At 63.7% G+C, this 20,657-nt stretch carries 7 protein-coding genes; 6 read left to right on the top strand and 1 reads right to left on the bottom strand.

The window, feature by feature from the left end:
* The first annotated feature begins 377 nt into the window (after window positions 1-377).
* From gspE to HBN98_RS22670, 4 genes are all read left to right on the top strand, one after another.
* The gene (gene gspE / locus HBN98_RS22655) at window positions 378-1,784 is read left to right on the top strand and encodes a type II secretion system ATPase GspE (RefSeq protein WP_083368907.1); all 1,407 of its coding nucleotides are present in this window, start codon (window positions 378-380) and stop codon (window positions 1,782-1,784) included.
* The gene (gene gspF, locus HBN98_RS22660; RefSeq protein ID WP_083368908.1) at window positions 1,784-2,995 is read left to right on the top strand and encodes a type II secretion system inner membrane protein GspF; all 1,212 of its coding nucleotides are present in this window, start codon (window positions 1,784-1,786) and stop codon (window positions 2,993-2,995) included. Before gspE ends, gspF begins: the two co-directional genes overlap by 1 nt.
* A gap of 443 nt (window positions 2,996-3,438) precedes the next feature.
* Window positions 3,439-4,548 carry a substrate-binding domain-containing protein gene (locus tag HBN98_RS22665; protein WP_083368909.1) on the top strand — a complete coding sequence of 370 codons (1,110 nt, stop codon included), beginning with the start codon at window positions 3,439-3,441 and terminating at the stop codon, window positions 4,546-4,548.
* A gap of 190 nt (window positions 4,549-4,738) precedes the next feature.
* A complete protein-coding gene (locus HBN98_RS22670; protein ID WP_083368910.1) occupies window positions 4,739-17,251 on the top strand; it encodes a filamentous haemagglutinin family protein in 12,513 nt (4,170 codons plus the stop codon).
* A gap of 156 nt (window positions 17,252-17,407) precedes the next feature.
* Here the strand turns inward: HBN98_RS22670 and HBN98_RS22675 are convergent, their stop codons facing one another.
* Window positions 17,408-18,355: a SphA family protein gene (locus HBN98_RS22675; RefSeq protein WP_083368911.1), complete on the bottom strand. Its 948-nt coding sequence runs from the start codon at window positions 18,353-18,355 to the stop codon at window positions 17,408-17,410.
* 211 nt (window positions 18,356-18,566) lie between these two features.
* Between HBN98_RS22675 and HBN98_RS22680 the strand changes: the two genes are divergently transcribed.
* Both HBN98_RS22680 and HBN98_RS22685 read left to right on the top strand, forming a co-directional pair.
* Window positions 18,567-19,607, top strand: coding sequence for an AraC family transcriptional regulator (locus HBN98_RS22680; RefSeq protein ID WP_064587804.1), 1,041 nt, complete (start codon window positions 18,567-18,569; stop codon window positions 19,605-19,607).
* A gap of 142 nt (window positions 19,608-19,749) precedes the next feature.
* A complete protein-coding gene (locus HBN98_RS22685; protein WP_083368912.1) occupies window positions 19,750-20,637 on the top strand; it encodes a Dyp-type peroxidase in 888 nt (295 codons plus the stop codon).
* Window positions 20,638-20,657: the final 20 nt, after the last annotated feature.

The following is a 20,657-nucleotide window of genomic DNA, read 5'->3' on the forward strand; positions in this document are numbered from 1 at the left end:
CGCCCCCGAGCGGGAGCAAGCTCCCTCGCCACGGAAGTCGGGGACAATACCGCACCTGTAGGAGCTGCCGAAGGCTGCGATCTTTTGATCTTTAAAAGCAAAAGATCGCAGCCTGCGGCAGCTCCTACAGGGGATCGCATTGTCCCAGGGATTGGGAAGCACACGCTTTTGCACAGCATGATGACTGTGGCGAGGGAGCTTGCTCCCGCTGGGCTGCGCAGCAGACCCAAAACTGGCTACCTCATTCTGCCAGATACACCTTGCAGGCCGGATTTACGGGTGCTTCGCCCCCGAGCGGGAGCAAGCTCCCTCGCCACGGAAGTCGGGGACAACCCCGGATCTGTCGGTGCTGCCACAGGGATTGGGGAGGGCATGAGATGAGTGCGTTGCCCTACGCGTGGGCCAAGGCCCAGCGCATTCTGCTGTGCGACGGGGTGCTGACCGTGTGCCCATCGACGCCGGGCTGGTCGATCAGCGAGGTACGGCGCCAGTTCGGCGCGACCTCGGTGCAGCGCGTGCGCGACGATGAACTCGATGGCCTGCTCGCCACGGCCTACGCCGACACCGGCAGCGCGGCGGCGGTGGTTGGTGCGGCGGAGAACGAAGTCGATCTCGATCGCCTGATGCAGGACATGCCGGAAATCACCGACCTGCTCGACACCCAGGACGGCGCGCCGGTGATTCGCATGATCAACGCCTTGCTCACCCAAGCCGCGCGCGACGAGGCCAGCGACATTCACATCGAGCCGTTCGAAACCCATTCGGTGGTGCGCTACCGGGTCGACGGCACCCTGCGCGACGTTGTGTCGCCGCGCAAGGCGCTGCACGGCGCGCTGGTGTCGCGGATCAAAATTATGGCCCAGCTCGATATTGCCGAAAAACGTCTGCCGCAGGACGGTCGCATCGCTTTGCGTGTGGCCGGGCGGCCTATTGATATTCGTGTATCCACCGTGCCCACCGGGCATGGCGAGCGAGTGGTGATGCGCTTGCTCGACAAACAGGCCGGGCGCCTGCACCTCGAAACCCTTGGCATGGACGCGCAAGTGCTGGCCAAACTCGATCAGCTGATCCGCCAGCCCCACGGCATCGTGCTGGTCACCGGACCGACCGGTAGCGGCAAGACCACCAGCCTCTATGCCGCACTGGCGCGCCTCGATGCCAGCACCAGCAACATCCTCACCGTGGAAGACCCGGTGGAATACGACCTGCCGGGGATCAGCCAGATCCAGGTCAACGCCAAGATCGACATGACCTTCGCGCTGGCGTTGCGGGCGATCCTGCGCCAGGACCCGGACATCATCATGATCGGCGAGATCCGCGATCTGGAAACCGCACAAATCGCCGTGCAGGCTTCGCTGACCGGGCACCTGGTGCTGGCGACGCTGCACACCAACGACGCGGTGTCGGCGGTCAACCGCTTGATCGACATGGGCGTCGAACCGTTTCTGCTGGCCTCGTCGATGCTCGGCGTACTCGCGCAACGCTTGGTGCGACGCCTGTGCAATCAGTGCAAACAGGAAGACCCGGCGACACCGGGGACGTGGCGACCGGTCGGCTGCGCGGCGTGCAATCACACCGGCTACAGCGGCCGCACCGGCATTCACGAATTGTTCTGCATCGACGACGACATCCGCACCCTGATTCACCAAGGGGCAGGGGAGCAGGCCTTGCGTGCGGCGGCGAGCAAGGCCGGGATGTTCAGCCTGCGTGAGGACGGTGAGCGCTGGATTCGCAGCGGCGCCACCGCCCCGGAAGAAATCCTCCGTGTGACCCGGGACGCCTGATGAATCGCTATCGTTTTGAAGCCGCCGACGCCACCGGCAAGATCGAATCCGGGCATCTGGAAGCCGAGAGTCAAACCGCCGCGTTCGGCGTGTTGCGCAGCCGTGGCCTGACCGCGTTGTCGGTGCACAAGGAAAGCAACGTCGCCAGTCATGGCGGTGGCGGATTGTTCAGCGCCAAGCTCTCGGACAACGATCTGGCCTGGGCCACGCGGCAACTGGCGAGTCTGCTCGGCGCCAGCCTGCCGTTGGAAGCCGCGTTGAGCGCGACGGTGGAGCAGGCCGAGAAAAAACACATCGCCCACACCCTCAGCGCCGTGCGCGCCGACGTGCGCAGCGGCATGCGCCTGGCCGAATCACTGGCCGCACGACCACGGGATTTCCCCGAGATCTACCGCGCGTTGATCGCTGCGGGGGAAGAGTCCGGTGATCTGGCGCAGGTCATGGAGCGGCTGGCCGATTACATCGAGGAACGCAACAACCTGCGCGGCAAGATTCTCACCGCGTTTATCTATCCGGGCGTGGTCGGGCTGGTGTCGATTGGTATCGTGATTTTCCTGCTGAGTTATGTGGTGCCGCAGGTGGTCAGTGCGTTTTCCCAGGCGCGGCAGGACTTGCCTGGATTAACCCTGGCGATGCTAAACGCCAGTGATTTCATCCGCAGTTGGGGCTGGCTGTGCGCAGGGATTATGGCTGCAAGTTTCTGGAGCTGGCGCCTGTATCTGCGCAACCCGGCGGCGCGCCTGAGTTGGCATCATCGGGTGCTGAAGTTGCCGCTTTTCGGGCGTTTCATCCTCGGTTTGAACACCGCGCGTTTCGCCTCGACGCTGGCGATTCTCGGCGGCGCCGGGGTGCCGTTGTTGCGCGCACTGGAGGCGGCGCGGCAGACACTGTCCAACGACCGCTTGAGCCTGAGTGTCAGCGACGCCACGGCCAAGGTCCGCGAAGGCGTGAACCTGGCGGCGGCGCTGCGGGTGGAGAACGTGTTTCCGCCGGTGCTGATTCACCTGATCGCCAGTGGCGAGAAAACCGGTGCGCTGCCACCGATGCTTGAACGGGCTGCGCAGACCCTGTCGCGCGATATCGAACGGCGGGCGATGGGCATGACCGCGTTGCTAGAGCCGCTGATGATTGTAGTGATGGGCGGGGTGGTGCTGGTGATTGTGATGGCGGTGTTGTTGCCGATCATTGAGATCAACCAACTGGTCCAGTAGTGATGCTGTTTCATAGGGCCTTATCGCGAGCAGGCTCACTCCTACATTTGAAATGCGTTCCCCTGTAGGAGTGAGCCTGCTCGCGATGAGGTCGGCTCAGGCAAAGAATCTGCAAAACTTTTATACCGCCTCTGACCATCACCCGACCCTCATTTCCCCCATCCTCGGGTTCTCCTTTCTGTCATCTGCAACCACCCGCCAACGCCTCCAGCCCGATTCAGCCAAACCCCTGATCCAGGCACTCCGCCGACCCGCGCAAACACCCGAGAAAACCCCGCTGAAAACACCGTTCAGCTCCCGAGGTTTTTTCCTTTATCTGTCACCGCAAGGTGCGAATTTCTCAATGCGACTTCACCCGGGCCAGCGCCAGGTGAGTCTTCCCAGTGTCATGCAAGCACCCTGAAAAACCTGTGTTCCCAACCCAGTTGAAAAGGAGATTCTTCATGTTCAAGCGCACTCTGATCGCAGCTTCCCTGACCGTCGCTGCCCTGGCTTCCGCCCAGGCCATGGCTGCCAACGTAACCGGTGGTGGCGCGACTCTGCCTGCCGCTCTGTACAAAGGCTCTAGCAACAGCATCCTGCCAGCCAACTTCAGCTACGTCGGTACCGGTAGCGGCACCGGCAAGACTGCGTTCCTGACCAACAACTCGGCGCTGTTCAGCACCACCGGTTCGGTTCACTTCGCCGGTAGCGACTCGATCCTCAGCGCTTCGGAAATCAGCACCTACAACGCCAACTTCGGTGCTTCGTACGGCCCGCTGATCCAGCTGCCATCGGTGGCCACTTCGGTTGCCATCCCTTACAAAAAATCCGGTCAGACCGCGCTGAACCTGACCAGCACTCAGCTGTGCGATGCCTTCTCCGGCGCCAAAACCACCTGGGGCGCTCTGCTGGGCACTGCCGACACCACCCCGATCCGTGTTGTATATCGCAACGTTTCCAGCGGTACTTCGGAAATCCTGACCCGTCACCTGAACTCGATCTGCCCGACCCAATTCGCCACCAACTCCACGTTCACCAGCGCTCGTCTGCCAGCCGGTTCGACCCTGCCTTCGAACTGGGTAGGCGTTGCCGGTACTGCTGACGTGGCCACTCAGGTCAACGCTGTTGACGGCTCCATCGGTTACGTCGGTCCGGACGGTGTGAACGCCGCCAGCAACGCAGTGGTTGCTCGCGTCAACGGCGTACAGCCAACCACCGCCAACGTTTCGCTGGCACTGGGTTCGGCTGCTCTGCCAACCACCCCTTCGAACCCTTCGCAGTGGGTACCGGTCGTTCCTAACCCGGCCAGCGGTTACCCGATCGTGGCTTACACCAACTTCATCTTCGGCCAGTGCTACAAGGACGCAACCGTAGCCGCTGATGTCAAAGCCTTCCTGACCACCCACTACAGCAACCCGGGCAACAACGCTGCCACCATCGCCCACAGCTTCACTCCGGTTCCAACCAACTGGAAAGCGGCGGTGACTGCCAACTTCGTCACCAACACCTCGGGCAACAACCTGGACATCAACAACGCCAGCGTCTGCAACGCTGTCGGTCGTCCTTTGTAAGCCTCGCTTCACGGCAATGAAATGGCAGCAGCCTTCGGGCTGCTGCCATTTTTTTTGGCCGATCTACTCCTCATTCATGAAGTTTGTGTGACATCCGTTCGGTCGCGGCCTTCGCCAACCGCCTATGTCGTAACAGCAGGGGCAAGCCGACCTGCGGCCTCGTGTGGCAAACAAAAAGGATCTCGTAGTGATGCTCGCTCGCCCATCCCGTCGCAGTACCCGTGTTCAGCCTCAGCAGCGCATGGCCGTCGATCCGGCGCTGTGGTTGCTCAAGCCCTTGGCCCAGGCGATTGCCTTGTGCCTGGTGGCGGGCAGTGCCGAGGCGGCGACCGCGTTCAGTTCGGGATGGTTTGCCGCCAAGGGGGCGGCGCAACAGGCCGCCGCCGCACGCCCGAGCGTGGGCGGATTGCCCGGGATGACGCCACCGCTGGCGCAGCAGCAAAAAGCCAACCAGCAGTTGCAGCGCTCGATTCAGACCCTGAACAACACCGTAGCTGCGATTGCGGCGCAACAGGCAGCGCAGGCGGCCGGTCGTGCGGCGGCACTGGGCACGGTGCAGTTTGTGCCTGACGGTCTGGGTGAGGGCGGCCTGAAGGTCGACAACAGCCTCACGCAAGGTTGGCAGAACGCCAAAGGCCCGCAGCAGACTCAGGCCGACGGCAAGACCACGGTGAAGATCGAGCAGACCGCCGACAAGGCGATTCTCAACTGGGAGACCTTCAACGTCGGGCGCAACACCACGGTCGAGTTCGCCCAGCAGTCAAACTGGGCGGTGCTCAACCGGGTCAACGACCCGAGCGCGCGGGCCAGCCAGATTCAGGGGCAGATCAAGGGTGACGGCACGGTGATGCTGATCAACCGCAACGGCATCGTGTTCAGCGGCACCAGCCAGGTCAACGTGCGCAACCTGGTGGCCGCCGCCGCCAACATCACGGATATCCAGTTCCGCGACCGGGGCCTGTATTTCGACAGCACCGGCAGCCAGCCGACGTTCACCGACGCGGCCGGCAAAGTGCTGGTGGAACGCGGTGCGTCCATCGAGACCGCGCGGCCGGCCCAATCAACGGATGCCGGCGGCTATGCCTTGCTGCTCGGCAGCGAAGTGCAGAACGACGGCAGCATCAACACCGCCAAGGGCCAAACCGTGCTCGGCGCAGGCGATCGCTTTTACATTCGCAAAGGCTCGGGCACTGAAGGCAACGCCTTTTCCACGACGTTCGGTAACGAAGTCACCCCGGGCTTGAAGACCGGCAGCGCTGCCGGCAAGGTCAGCAACAACGGTCTGATTCAGGCCGCAACCGGCGACATCACCCTGACCGGCCACGAGGTCGAGCAAAGCGGCGTGTTGCTGGCCAGCACTTCGGTCGCGACTCGCGGCACGATCCACTTGCTCAATCCGGCCACCGATAACCAGGGCAGCGTGACGCTGGGGCAGGGCAGCGCGACGGCGATCCTGCTCGACAGCAGCGACCTGACCGCCCTCGACAGTCAGCGTCAGGCCGCCCTGACCGGGGTTACCCCGAACAACAGGATTCGCAGCGATCAGTCGCGTATCGACATCCAGAGCGGCGGCAGCGTCGAGTTCCAGAACGGCTCGATCACCCTGGCCACCGGCGGCCAGGTAGCGGTGGCGGCGCAGCGTCGCAGCCTGGTGCGTGACGGCGCGATGATCGATGTGTCTGGGGCCATCGGCGTGAAAGTCGCGATGGAATCCAACAGCATCAAGATCAACGTTCAGGGCAACGAGCAGCGCGATGCCTCGGGCAACCGCGATAAAGGTGCGCTCAACAGCAATGATGTGTGGGTCGATGTGCGCGAACTGGTCTACGTCCCGGCCGGCACCAACGGCTACGCCACGGATCGCTGGTACACCGCGGGCGGTCTGCTGGAGGTCGGCGGCTATCTCGGCACCCAGGGCCACAGCATCGGCGAGTGGATGGCCCAGGGCGGCATGGTGAGTTTTGCCGGCAATGACGTGGTGACCGAGAAAGGTTCGCTGATCAACCTGTCCGGCGGCACGCTGGATGTACAGAGCGGCGAGATTCGCCAGAGCTGGCTGCGCGGTGCCGACGGGCGTCTGTATGAAATCTCCAGGGCCCCGGGAGATCTGCTCTACACCGGACTGTACAAGGGCTATGAAGACAGCAGTCAGCGCTGGGGCCAGACCAGTTATTACTACAGCCCGTTGATTGCGCCGTCCAAACGTCAGGAATCGGGTTACACCGTGGGTCGCGATGCCGGGCAGCTGGTGATCGGCACCCGCAACGCCGTGCTGGAAGGCCAGTTGCTTGGCGAGGTTTACCAGGGCGAACGCCAGACCCAGGCACCGCGTGCGGTACTCGATGGCTATGCGCAGAGTCAGACGGCGCTGGCGCGGCGCGGGCAGTTGATTGTCGGCAGTTACGACCCGGCGTACGTGGCGGCTTCCGGTGGCTTGCTCTATGGGCTCAATCCGCTGCTCGATCAGGTGCAGATTGGCGGTAAACGGCCGGTTGACGGCAATGATCGGGATCTGACCGCTGCGGTGTCCGAGGCGCGCAGCGGCAAGCTGTTTCTGGATGCCGGGCAACTCAGCGACTGGCAACTGGGCGCGCTGAAAGTGGCGGCCAGAGAACAGATCGATGTGCAAGGTGCCGTCACCGTCGACAATGGCGGCGACATCACCCTTTACGGGCCGGACGTGCAGGTCAAGGCCGACCTGACCGCGCGCGGTGGCAGCCTGCACCTGGGCAACGTGCTCAATCAGCTCAACACTGATCGCCTGACCGACACCCGGCTCGTCGCACCGACCGGCAAGGCCACCCGCGTGAGTGTGGCCGAAGGGGCGCAACTGGACACGCGCGGTCTGTGGAGCAACCTGCGGACCAACCCGGATGATGCCGCGAGCCTGGCCTATCTGGACGGTGGCATGGTGTCGATCCGCAGTAGCGGTGATATCGAAATCGGTGCCGGCAGTCTGCTGGACGTGTCTTCCGGCGGCGCGATTCTGGCCAATGGCAAGACTCGCGGTGGCAAAGGCGGTGATCTGACGCTGGAGTCCAGCGCCTTGTCTGCGCCGGGTGATAGCCACCTGACCCTGGACGGCCAACTGCGCGGTTACGGTGTGTCCGGCGGCGGTCGATTGCTGATTCAGGCGGGCGACATCCTCATCGGCCAGTCCGATAAACCCCTTGCCGACAACACGCTGCAACTGCAACCGGATCTGTTCGACAAGGGTTTCTCTGCCTACAGCCTTATCGGCCTCAATCGTCTCGACGTTGCGGACAACACCCGCGTTGACGTGTTGATGCCGGTCTACCGTTTGGGTGACGCGGCAGCCAATCTGCTCAGTGGTACCGCGCCGCAGCAGGCGATGGAATTGTGGACGCCCCCGCTCTATCAGGAAAACCCGCTCAAGGCGCAACTGACCCAGCGTGGCGGCGCCAGCCTGACTTTGCAGGCCGGTTCCAGCGAGATCGCTTTAGTCGATCCGACTCGTAACACCCTGACCCTTGGGCAGGGCTCGCGCATCAGCGTCGATCCGGGGCAGCGCATCAATCTGCGCAGCGCCGGTCAGCTCACGGTCGATGGCGAGTTGAATGCGTGGGGCGGCACGATCGATATCCGTCAGCAGCAGTTCGGCTCGATCAATGTCGCCGACTCCTCGCAAACGGCAGACAAGCACGCTCACAACCGTTCGATCTGGATCGGCGAGCACGCGGTGCTGGATGTGGCCGGTCGTGTGGCCACCGGCATCGATGCGCTGGGAAGGGTGTATGGCCAGGTCGGCAAGGGCGGCTCGATCATCATAGGCGGCGAAAGCGATGCGAAGAAAGCCACGGCCACGTCGGCCGACGCCTATGTGATCGTGCGAAACGGTGCGCGCCTGGAGGCCTCCGGCGCACAAGCGATGCTGGATATCGCCGGACAGGGACCGACGCGGGTTGCCACGGATGGCGGGCGAATTTCGCTCAGTTCCTACAATGGCCTGTTCATCGAAGGTGACCTGCGGGCTGCGGCCGGTGGTGCGGGCGCGGCGGGCGGGCGACTGGACATTGCGCTGGAAACCCCGAGCTATCTGCGCAGCGATGCGAGCAACGACGTTCGCGTGCCGCGCGAAATCGTCATCGGCCAGGAGGCCGGCCCGTCGCTGTTGCCGGCCAGCCTGCAAGCGGGGGAAGCCGCGCCTGAGTTGCAATACGGTCGTGCCCGTCTGGGCGCCGATCAGTTGATGTCCGGCGGGTTCGATAACCTGAGCGTGCTGAGCAACGGTCTGCTGTCGTTCGACGGCAACGTCGATCTGCACATGAATCAAAGCCTGAGCCTGTATGCCGGGGCCTTGTCGCTGGCCGACGGCTCGCAAGAGCGCGCACGGATCAATCTGTCCGCGCCTTACGTGCGCCTGTCGGGGACGGGCAAATATTTCGATGCCCCCGGCAATATCCGACCACAGGTGATGAACAATCCGACCACCGAAGTGGCGCTGGCACACTTCACCGCCACGGCAGACCTGCTGGATCTGGGCAACAGTCTGTCGTTCGGCACGGCCGGGTCAATCGTGCAACTGAGCGGCCCGGCGCTGGAGGTCGGGCGGCGTGGCTTTGAACAGGTCACGCTCGACAGTCGAGGCGATCTGCGCTTTCTGGCACCCACCGGCAACGTCGAGAAAACCGAACTCTGGACACCGGGCGACCTGAACCTGCGTGCTGCGCAGATCTACCCCGCCAGTGATGTCACCGCCGAGGTGCGCGCCGGCTATCAGAGTGTCCAGCGTGACGCCAATCCTGAGCGGACCCTGCGAATCAGCAGTTCCGGGGCCGCGCCTGCCGCGTTGCCTTACTCGGTCTTCGGCAACCTGACGCTGGCGGCCGCCCATATCGAGCAGGGCGGGGTGATCCGTGCGCCTCTGGGCATGATCAATCTAGGCGACAACCTGGTCCTCAATACCCAGACCTTGCATCTGTTGCCTGGCAGCATCACCTCGGCCAGCGCCGCCGGGCTGGTCATGCCTTATGGCGGCACCACCGACGGCATCGACTATCGCTACAACGGCAAGTCCGTGCTGCTTCGAGGGATCACCGCCGAAACCGCCGGCGTGACGCTCACCTCGCAGTACGTCGATGTGCAAGGTGGCGCGTTGATCGACCTGGCGGGCGGCGGTGATTTGCGCGGTGCCGGTTTCGTTTCCGGGCGTGGCGGTTCCACCGATGCCCGCTACAACCCGCTGGTGCGCAATGCCGTTGAAGGCACCTTCAGCCTGCCGGGCCTGGCCAGCAACCCGGTATACGCTATCGTGCCGGGGAATCAGAGTGCTTATGCGCCGATGCTCGCCGAGGTGGGGGCGGTCGATCCGCGCATCGGCCAGCAGATCACCCTCGGGGCCGGCGTGCCGGGGCTGGCGGCGGGCACCTATACGCTGCTGCCTTCGACGTTTGCGCTGTTGCCGGGTGCCTTTCGGGTCGAGGTCAATGGTCAGGCGGCAGCGGGTGCAACCAACGCTGCGCTGCCACTGCGCAATGGTTCGTGGACAAGTTCGGGACAGATGTCGATTGCCAATACCGGCCTGCGTGACAGCCTGGCGAGCCAGGTCATCCTGACATCCGCCGACGTGCTGCGCCGTTACTCGCAGTACAACGAGACCTCTTTCAGTCAGTTCATCCAGAGCGATGCGACACGCCGAGGCGTGCCTCGGGCATTGGCGCCCATGGACGGCAAATCCCTCAGACTGAATCTGTCCCAGGGCGCCGCACCGGGTAACGCGCTGGACTTCAAGGGTCAGGCGCTGTTCCAGCCGGCCACGGGCGGTGTCGTCGGGACGGCCGTGGTGCAGGGCGCGGCGAACTTGGAAATTCTCGGCGCGGGGCATTCGAGCATTGACGGTTTCGCAGGTGTGTCGCTGTACGCCGACAGCCTCAATTCGCTCGGCGCCGGCCGCTTGACCCTCGGCGCGCAACCGACGATCGATTACAACACCTCGGGCAACATCATCGCGTTCAGCGGTGATACCGCAACGATCACCCTGCGTGAGGGCGCCGTGTTGTCGGCACCCGAAGTGCTGCTGCGCACCACCCGGACCGATGGTGGTATCACCCTCGAAGCCGGCTCGGGTATCAACACCTTGGGGCGTGGCAATGCACCTTATGATTCCAGCACCGGCTTCATCTACAAACCCGGTGCGGCAGGGCTGCTGGTGGTGTCGAACGGCTGGACCAATGTGCTGGCGCCAGAAGTGTCGGTCAGGACATCCGGCTCGGGTGACATCCGCATCGGCAACTGCCCGACGACAGCCTGCAACAACCCGACACTGCTCTATTCCAATGGCAGCATTACTGCTGCCACCGACAGGCAGTTCGAGCTCGACGAGTCGGTGCGCTTCGGCACCCGTCATCTGACGCTGGCCGTGGGCTCGGTGAATGCCGGCAGTGCCGAGGCCTTGAGCGCCGCCGGCAACCGGGTGCCGACCGGTCTGACCCTGAACCAGAATGTCTTGAATCGCCTGTTGCGGGGCGATACACAGTTCGGCGCGCCGGCGCTGGAAACCCTGAGCCTGACCAGCCGCGATGCGTTCAATTTCTACGGCAGTGTCAGCCTCGATACGCTGGATCCGCAGACCGGTGTCAGCAAGCTGCAAAACCTGATCCTCAGCACGCCGGCCATTTACGGCCTGGGTGAAAGCGGTGACGTGGCGTCCATTCGCACCGCCAATCTGATCTGGAACGGTGCGACTCAGGATCCGGGTTCGGTGATCACGGGCGGCGCCGGCACCGGTCGCGGTTCGCTTGATATTCAGGCGCAACGGATCGAGTTCGGTTACGGCGCCAATCCGCAGGCCAGCGGTCTGGATCAGAACAAGCGGCTGGTGCTGGGCTTTGCCGATGTCAATCTCACCGCCAGCGAACGCATCACCGCCAACCACAAGGGCAGCCTGGCGGTGTATCAGGCGCAGGGCGCTTTCGATCCGGTCAACGGTTATGCCTACAGCGGCGGCAATCTCACGCTGCGTACGCCATTGCTGACGGGAGAGGCGGGCTCGGTCAACCTGCTCAAGGCCGGTAATGACCTGACCCTGACGGGGGCCGGCACAGCGGCTGCCGCCAATGCGCTGGGGGCGGAATTGACCCTCGATGCGCGCAATGTCTTGCTGGACAGTCGCATCGCCCTGGCCAGCGGCAAGCTGGTGGTCAAGTCCGAGGATGATCTGACCCTCGCCGGTGGCGCGTATCTGGACATGGCCGGTCGCACCTTGCCTTTCAACGATGTGAACAAGTACAGCTGGGGCGGTGATGTGGCGCTGTACAGCCGCGACGGCAATATCCGCCAGGTGGCGGGTTCGCGAATCGATCTGTCGGCGCAGAACCATCAGGCCGGTAACCTGAGCGCCGTCGCGCTGGCCGCCGATGCCGGCATGGTCGATCTGCAGGGCGATATCCTCGGTGCCAGCAGCGGCTATTACGATGCCGGCGGCACGCGGGTGCCGTACAGGGCCGGTGGCGTGGATATCCGCGCGCAGCACCTCAATGGCGATCCGGGCCAGCAGTTCGCGGCCCTCAATCAGCGCTTGAACGCAGGGCAGGTCTTTGGCAGCCGCAGCTTGCAGCTCAAGCAAGGCGATCTGTTGATCGGCGACGGGCTCAAGGCGGGCGAGGTCAATGTTTCGGTAGACAACGGCCGGCTGACGGTGGCTGGCCTCATCGATGCCAGCGGCGAGCGAGTCGGCAGTATTCGCCTGTCGGCGCAAAACGGTCTGACCCTGGCAGGCAATGCGGTGCTTGACGCCCATGGTCGTGTGCTGCGGGTCGACAGCTACGGCAAAATAATCGACGCCCCGAACCGGGCAATGGTCGAACTCGACTCCGGCCAAGGCGTGCTGACCCTCGGCAGCGGTGCGCGCATCGATTTGCGCCATGGCACCGATGCCGTTCGCGGCGTTCTGCCGGGGCAGTCCGACGGGTTGCTGCGCGGCACGCTGGAACTGAACGCGCCACGCCTGGGAGCGGGTGACATTGCCATCGATGCCGGCGGTGCCCTGAGTATTCAGGGCGCGCGCTCGATTGGCCTCAACGCCACGCGCCGCTATACCGATGCCAGCGACGGCACGGACCCGGCGGCCAGCGGACGTCCGTATCAGGTGATCGATCAGGCGTATCTCGATCGCATCCACGGCGACAGCACGGCGTTCATCGACGCGGCGCTGGCCAACAGCAACTTGCTGAATAACAAACTGGCCGGTTTGAACAACGCCACGTATGCCGACGCCTTCCATCTGCGGCCTGGGATCGAGATCGCCAGCAAAACTGCCGACGGTGATCTGGTGGTGCAGGGTGATGTGGACCTGTCCGGTTACCGCTATGCCAGCCTGAATCCGCACACGCAGAAGACTTCGGTCTACGGCTCGGGCGAGGCGGGTAACCTGGTGATCCGTGCGGGCGGCAACCTCGATATCCACGGCAGCCTCAACGACGGTTTCGCACCGCCGCCGGAGACCGTGGACGATGCCGGCTGGAAATTACTGCCGGGGATTCAGCCGTTCGGCGGCGATCTGATCGTGCCGGGCGCGGGCGTTACGCTCGCCGACGGTACCCTGTTCCCGGTCGGCGCCACGTTGAACTACGACCTCCCGTTGCAAGCGACGACGCTGGCCAGTGGCACGCTGCTGCCGACCGAGGCAACGCTGGCGGCGCCTTACACCTTCGGCGCCGGCACGGTGCTCGCCGGCTCGGTTCGCGATGCTTCGGGCAACGTGCTGTATGCCGCTGGCACGCTGCTCGCCGACAGCGTGACCTTGCCGGCGGGCAGTCGCTTGGGAGCGGGTATCCGTTTGAACAACGCAACGGCGCTGCAAGCTCTGCGCTGGCCCAAAGGCGTGCCGTTGCCGGGCAGCGCCGAGGCCGGCGACAACGGGATCAAGGGCGTGCGCCTGAGCGGTTCGCTGGCCCTGTTGCGCGGCTCGCTGATTCCATCGATGACCAATGTCGTGCTGGCGGACGGTACGGCGTTCATCGAGTTGCGGCCATTGACCGGCACGACCCAGGGGCGCAATTGGGCGGTCGCCAGCATGTTGCCGGCCGGCAGCGCGTCATGGTCGATGCGCGTGGTGGCGGGGGCCGATCTGGACGCCGCGGACAGCCGGGCGATCAAACCGGTGTCCAGCGATGGCAATCTGCGCCTGGCCGACACCCATTACGGTCTGACCGTGACAGAAAAACCACCGACCCTGGTCTGGGGCGAGGGCAACCTGGGCGGCTTCACGCCGGGCGACCCCGTCCCCGAGGATCAAATGATGTGGTGCGACTGGGCGCCGAACTCCTGTGTGCCGGCGCCGCGTTGGGTCTGGGCACCGGACAACTGGATGGGCATGCCGCCTGGCTCGCCGATGACCGACGATGATGTACTCGCCTGGTGTGGTGCATTCCCGGAACTGTGCGTGGAAAACAAACCGGGTACCACGGTAAAGACCCACACACAGATGTTCAGCGTGCTGCGCACCGGCACCGGCGATCTGGACGTGCTCGCCGCCGGCGACCTGAGCATGGATTCGCCGTACGGCGTGTATACCGCCGGCACTCAGTCGCAAGACATCGACCCGCGCTTCAATCAGCCTCGCGGAAAACTGTCGGACAACGGCTCGGTGCTGGGCAGTGCCGGCGGCGACTACGAAAAATGGGTCAGTGGCAGCGACAGCCTGTATCAGGCCTGGTACCCGCAAATGGGCGGTAACCTGACTATCAATGCCGGCGGTTCGATTTCGGGCGATGTACTGGGGCGTCGCGGCTTGTCGCAAAACATGGACACCCGCGAGCAGGTTCCGAGTGTGGCCGTGGGCAACTGGCTCTGGCGACAGGGCACCGGCAACCGTGATGTGCCGACCGCGTGGTGGATCAACTTCGGTAGCTATGCGACGCAACCGTTGCCGGATCAAAGTGTTGATACCGGCCCGTACCTGGTCGGTTTCACCGGTTTCGGCACCTTGGGCGGCGGCAATATCAGCCTGCGCACGGGGGGCGATGCCGGCATGCTCAAGGCGATGGGCGACGCTAACAAAACCAACCTTTATCCGCGCGGGCAGGGGCTGGTCGTGGCGGTCGGCAGCACCGGGCGCGTGGGCAGCGACGGCAGCCTGCAATTGACCGGTGGCGGCGACATGGACATCCGCATTGGCGGATCGGTGAACCCGTCATTGCAGGCCCGGGCCGGAGAGAATGGCATCGGTGTCGCACAACACGACCTGCAAGGCGCGTTGATCAACCTGCGCGGTGCTGCGCGACTGGCGGGCGGCGCGCTGGGCGGGATCAATCTGCAATATGGCGCCGCAGCCGCGACCCAGGATCCTCGTGAAGTGCGCCCGTTCGACCCGTTCACGTCCACGATGGGCAGCGCCTCCGGTGGGCTGGTGCTGATTCCGGGGGATTCGGGGATGAGCCTCAGCACGCGCGGCGATCTGGTGTTGGGCGGGGCGGCGGACCCGGGTCGGGTGCGGCTGCAGAACTCCACGCCGTTCACCACTGACGACGGTGTCGTCCATGAGGGGGGCGGCTTGACGGGCTTCTCGTTGTGGACCGATCACACCGCCATCGACCTGTTTTCGGCGGGAGGCAACCTGACACCGAGTACTCAACTGGGTGATGTCACAGGTCAAGGCCCTGTCACCGGCCGTAATACGTCGCCTACCGACGGACGCTTCGTCTACCCGTCGATTCTGCGGGCGGTGGCGGCGCAAGGTTCGATTTATGCCGGACCTTCAGCGGTCTACAGCCAGGGCAGTGGAACGGTGCCGGCAACCGGTTATTCGCTGCTGCTGGCACCTTCCAGCACCGGGCAACTGGAGTTGTTGGCGCAGGACTCGATCTACGCGGGCGGCTATGCGATCAATCAGTCGGGCGCCAGTCCGCTGGCCATCGCCACACCGTTCGCGCCGGCCTTCAACGGGTACGGCAACAACACGTCGGCCACGCCGATCATGAGCAATCGCAACAGCGACGGGGTTTTGCCGGACAAAAACCTGCGCTATCCGTTATTCGCTTTCGGCGCCAACAGCTACTCGGGCTTGAGCGACGTCCAGACACCGGCGCGGTTCTATGCCTTGACCGGCGATCTGGTGGGTGTTCGCAGCGGTGAAACGCTGACGTTCAGCCTGTCGAAACGCACCTGGTACGAAGCAGCAGGCCCTGTCTGGATGCTGGCGGGGCGCGATATCGTGGCGTCCGGTACTTTCCTGGGCAACCCTGCGACGGTGCCGAGTGCCGAGATGGGCATAACGCCAACAGAAGGCATCACCTCGACCGGCAACCTGTTCGTGCATGACGACCCCAGGGACGTTTCGCGGGTATCGGCAGGGCGGGACATCCTCTACAGCAGCTTTGACATCGCGGGCCCCGGCGTCCTGGATATCAATGCCGGTCGCAACATCCTGATGGAAAACCGCGCCAGCATCACCAGCCTCGGCTCGCTGGTGGCAGGCGATAAACAGCCGGGCGCCAGCGTGGTGTTGCAGGCCGGTGTGGGCGCGCAGGGGCCGGATTATTCGCGGTTCATTGCCCGCTACCTGGACCCGCAGAATCTCGCCGACCCGAATGCCTCTCTCAACGGTCAGCCGGGCAAAGTGGTCAAGACCTACCTCGACGAGCTGCAGAGCTGGCTGACCTTGGGCTACGGCTTCAGCGGTAACGCCGAACAGGCGCAAGTGTTCTACGCTGCGCTGCCAAGTGCCGAGCAGGCGATCTTCGCCCGTCAGGTGTACTTCGCCGAACTGCGCGCTGGTGGCCTGGAATACAACGATGCCGACGGCCCACGCAAAGGCAGTTACCTGCGCGGTCGCAACGCCATCGCGGCGCTGTTCCCGAGCACCGATGTGGCCGGCAATCCGATCCGCTACGACGGCGACATCACCCTTTACGGTGGCGCCGGGGTCAAGACGCTGTTTGGCGGCGACATCCAGATGCTCACACCGGGCGGTGGCCAAGTGTTCGGCATCGAAGGCGCGGCGCCGCCATCCACGGCGGGGATCATCACTCAGGGTTCGGGCAACATTCAGCTCTATTCGCAGGGCAGCATTCTGCTGGGGCAGAGCCGGATCATGACCACGTTTGGCGGCTCGATTCTCGGCTGGTCGGCCGAGGGCGATATCAACGCCGGTCGTGGCTCGAAAACCACTGTGGTCTACACCCCGCCGAAACGCGTGTACGACACCTGGGGCAACGTGACCCTGTCGCCGTCGGTGCCGAGCACCGGCGCCGGTATCGCCACGCTCAACCCGATTGCCGAAGTGAAGCCCGGCGACATCGACTTGATCGCGCCGCTGGGCACCATCGATGCCGGTGAGGCGGGGATTCGCGTGTCGGGCAACGTCAATATCGCCGCACTGACGGTGGTCAACGCCGCGAACATCTCGGTGCAGGGCAAGGCGACCGGTGTGCCGGTGGTCTCGGCGGTGAACACGGGCGCGATCACCTCGGCCAGCTCCGCCGCATCGTCTGCCACCCAAGCGGCGGAAGATGTCGCGCGTCAGCAGCAAGCGGCGGCGCGACAGAACCAGGCGTCGGTGTTCACCGTGCAGGTGCTGAGCTTCGGCAACGAACAACTCGCGCCGTCCCGCGATGGCGCCAGCCGTGCTCCGGCCCCGGGTTACAACCCAAACAGCCCGGTGCAGGTGTTGGGCGCCGGAGCGCTGGATGAACAGGCGAAGCAGCAGTTGACCGAGGAGGAACGTGGGCAACTGACGTTGTAAAAGACTCTCGTGCAGTACGTTTGGGCGGCCATTTGGTCGCCCTTTTTTTATCACCTGTAGGAGCTGCCGCAGGCTGCGATCTTTTGATCTTGCTTCGAAAAGACAAAGTCAAAAGATCGCAGCCTGCGGCAGCTCCTACACGGGATTGCGGGGGGGTCAGAAAGCGTAGGGGATGCTGACTTTCGCCCAGAGCATCTCGCCTTCGGGGCGGTTTTCGACGTCGAATTCCTTGGCCCAGCGTATCTCCGCACTGGCGTATTTGAGAAAGGTGAAGTGCAGCGCCGGGCCGATGGCGAACACTTTGCCGCGCACGCCGTCATCCACGTCCTGCCCGGCGAACTGCACGGTGTGGCCGTACTGTTTGTCGTCGGTGGTCTGTTTGAGGTAGTAGCCGTTGACCCCGAGCATCAGGTCGTCGGTGATCTTGTAGCTGGCCGAATAATCGAAGTGGAAGATCTGCCCGGACTTGTAGTCGGTGTCCTTGTTCTTCTCGTTGAAGCTGTAGGTGGTCTTCATCGACACCTCGGTCTTGTCCGTCGGCAACCAGGTGAAGGAGAACAGCGGCTTGTAGGTGTAGAAATTGTTGCTGGTGTTGGCCAGTCGATCGACGCTGTACTCGCCGGTGGGCACGGTGATTTCCACGGCGGCGCCGAGGGTCAGGTTCTTGCCCATGTCCCACAGGATGATCGGCGCGATGGTGGTGTCGCCCATGCCTTCGCGGGTATCGCTGAGGCCGAATACCGACACTTCCTGCTTGAGCCAGGGCTGGGCGATGTAGCCCGCCAGGCGTCCGCCGAACACCCGCACCGGGCTCAGGTAGTCGAGGCGCGGAATCACGGCGGTGGACTCGATCTCGACGTTCGGCACCTTGCCGCCATACGAGCTGATGTTGAGCTTGGTCGCCTTGTAATGGTTGTAGTAGAGGTTGAACGCGACCATGTTCTCCGGAAGGCTGTCGACCTCCAGGGGCAGCATGAAGAAGCCGTCGGTGCCAGTGCCGATGTTGTCGACGCCGGCTTCGGTGGCCAGGGCGGGCAACGTCAGGGTGCAGCCCGCCATGAAAAGCGCGAGTGGCAAGAAGGAGGTCACACGGTTCGGGCTCATAACTGTCCTCATTATTATTGTGATTGGGACCTGGCACCGGTCGCACGGGGCGCCGGTACCATAGAAATAAGCGTTTGGCGGACGTTGGGGCAGGGTATTGGCGGACATAGAGGGGGGCTTCTGCGGACAGTCCGCGTCCCCTGTGCTAACTTTCTTCGACATAACCGGTTACAAAAATAACAATCAAGCGTGATCCGGAATGTCAGCCCCCATGAACGTAAAAGTCCAAGACCCGACCTTCGAACTGGCGCTGGTGTCGCCGTTCCTCCTGCAGACCCTTGCCGAAGTCGTGCACAACAAGGGCATCGACCCTGAAAGCCTGTGCCGTGGCCTGGGCTTTACGCTCGAGGATCTGCAGGATCCGGCACAACGCATCTCCTATCGCCAGGCCGTGGCCATGATTCAGCGCGCGCTCAAAGTGCTGCCCAATCAGGGGCTCGGCCTGTGGGTGGGCGCGCAAAACGTGCTGGGGACGCTGGGGCTGCTCGGGCATGTGTTGTCGCTGTGCAAGACCTTGCGCGATGCCTTTGCACTCGGCATCCGCCACCAGCACACTTCCGGCGGGATCGTGGTGTCCAGCGTCGATGTGGTGGGCGGGCAGGTGCACCTTGATGCGGAATGCCGCCTGCCGTTCGCTGATGTGCAGGTGTTCGCGGTCGAAGAGTTTTTCGCCAGTTTGCTGGTGTACGGGCGGGCGCTGGCGGGGGCTGATTTCAAGCCGATTGCCGTGGAATTCGTGCACGCCGCCCCGGATTATCTGAACGAATACCATCGCCTGCTTGGCCCGGACGTCCGCTTCGGCTGTCTGCACAATCGCATGCTGATCGACGCGCAATGGCTCGACGTCAACCTGCCCAATCATCATTCCCTGGCACTGCGTCAGGCCGTGGCCTTGCTGGAGCTGGAAGCGGCGCAGGTGCACCAGAAACTCGACCTGATTCAGGCGGTGGAGCGGGCGATTGCCCGGGACTTGAGCCGGGGCAGCCATATCGAGAAGATCGCCGGTGACTTGAACATGAGCAGCCGCACCTTGCGCCGGCGCCTGACCGAGCATGCGCTGACCTTCGAGGCGCTGCTGGAGCAGGTGCGTCAGGCACGCACCATGAGCCTGCTGGCCAATCCGGACATGCCAATCGAGCGCATCACCGAAGAAGTGGGTTACAGCGATGTGCGCAGTTTTCGTCGGGCATTCAAGCGCTGGACGGGAATGAGCCCGAGTGCGTGGCGTACCGAGAGCACCGCTAGCATTTAGAAGATCAAAAGATCGCAGCCTTCGGCAGCTCCTACACCGTTCCCTGTAGGAGCTGCCGAAGGCTGCGATCTTTCGACTTTCAGAGCCCCCACAAATCCTCCGGCTACAGGTAAACTCCCGCGCACTTTTCCAAGGAGTTCACATGAGTTACTACCAGCCTGGCATTCTCGCCACCCCCGTTCCTGCACAAGCGCGTCACCTGTTTTTCGCCCTTGAGTCGGTTGAAGCACTGTCGCAGGCGTTCGACAACTTGCTGAACCTGGTGGACGGCAAGTCGGCGGTGGTCGGTTTCGGTGAACCCTTGGTCAAGGCCCTGAACGTGCAGATCGACGGCCTGCGCAGCTTCCCGGCGATGAGCGGCGTCGGCGTGGAAAACCCGTCGACCCAGCACGCACTGTGGGTCTGGCTGCACGGTGTCGACCGTGGCGAACTGCTCAACCGCTGCAATGCTTTCGAAGCCGCGCTGGCCCCGGCCTTGCGTCTGGTCGAGATGCAGGAAGCCTTCCGCCACAAGGAAGGCCACGACCTGACCGGCTACGAAGACGGCACCGAAAACCCGCACGACGACGCCGCCATCGCTGCCGCGTTGCTGGGTGAGGGCGCCGAAGGTCTGGTCGGCGGCAGTTTCGCCGCAATCCAGCAGTGGCAGCACGACCTCAAGGGTTTCCATAAATTGTCCGGTGAAGACAAGGACAACATCATGGGCCGTCGCCTGAGCGACAACGAAGAGATCGACGACGCGCCAGTCTCCGCCCACGTCAAACGCACCGCCCAGGAAAGCTTCGCCCCGGAAGCCTTCGTCGTGCGCCGTTCGATGCCGTGGATCGAAGGCGATCGCGCCGGCCTGATGTTCCTCGCCTTCGGCTTTTCGCTGGATGCCTTCGAAGCACAACTGCGGCGGATGAGCGGGCTGGAAGACGGCATCACCGACGGTCTGTACCGCATCAGCCGGCCGATCACCGGCGGCTACTACTGGTGCCCGCCCATCAAGGACGGCCACCTCGATCTGCGCGCCGTGCGCCTGGGCTGAGTCGTTTCAAATCAAAAGGA

Origin of the sequence: Pseudomonas koreensis, assembly GCF_012986595.1 — a bacterium.
GTDB classification, from domain to species: domain Bacteria; phylum Pseudomonadota; class Gammaproteobacteria; order Pseudomonadales; family Pseudomonadaceae; genus Aquipseudomonas; species Aquipseudomonas koreensis.